At 48.3% G+C, this 236-nt stretch carries 1 pseudogene; it reads right to left on the bottom strand.

From position 1 onward, the window contains the following. A pseudogene (locus H5073_RS18180) lies at positions 1–236 on the bottom strand (transposase); the annotation flags it as partial.

Below are 236 nucleotides of genomic sequence, written 5' to 3'. Positions count from 1 at the left end.
GCGCTGTTAGCACTGATTGAACCGCGCTTGTCATTGCGAATAATACGCCCTGTATCATCGACCAACTCCAGATAATCCTGCACCGAAAACGCAATCCCTTTAGGTTGGTTTTTTCGCTCGTTGCCAATGAAAGGTAATAAGCTGTTAGGTTGCTCACCTTTTAAAGCCGCCTGAATCCGCAGCTGGATACTGGTGTGGTCTGATTGCTCAGGGGTACTTGCCATCTTGGCCCTAAT

Origin of the sequence: Shewanella sp. SR44-3 (assembly GCF_014163735.1) — a bacterium.
Lineage (GTDB): Bacteria > Pseudomonadota > Gammaproteobacteria > Enterobacterales > Shewanellaceae > Shewanella.
This window is presented reverse-complemented; position numbering and strand designations above follow the sequence as displayed.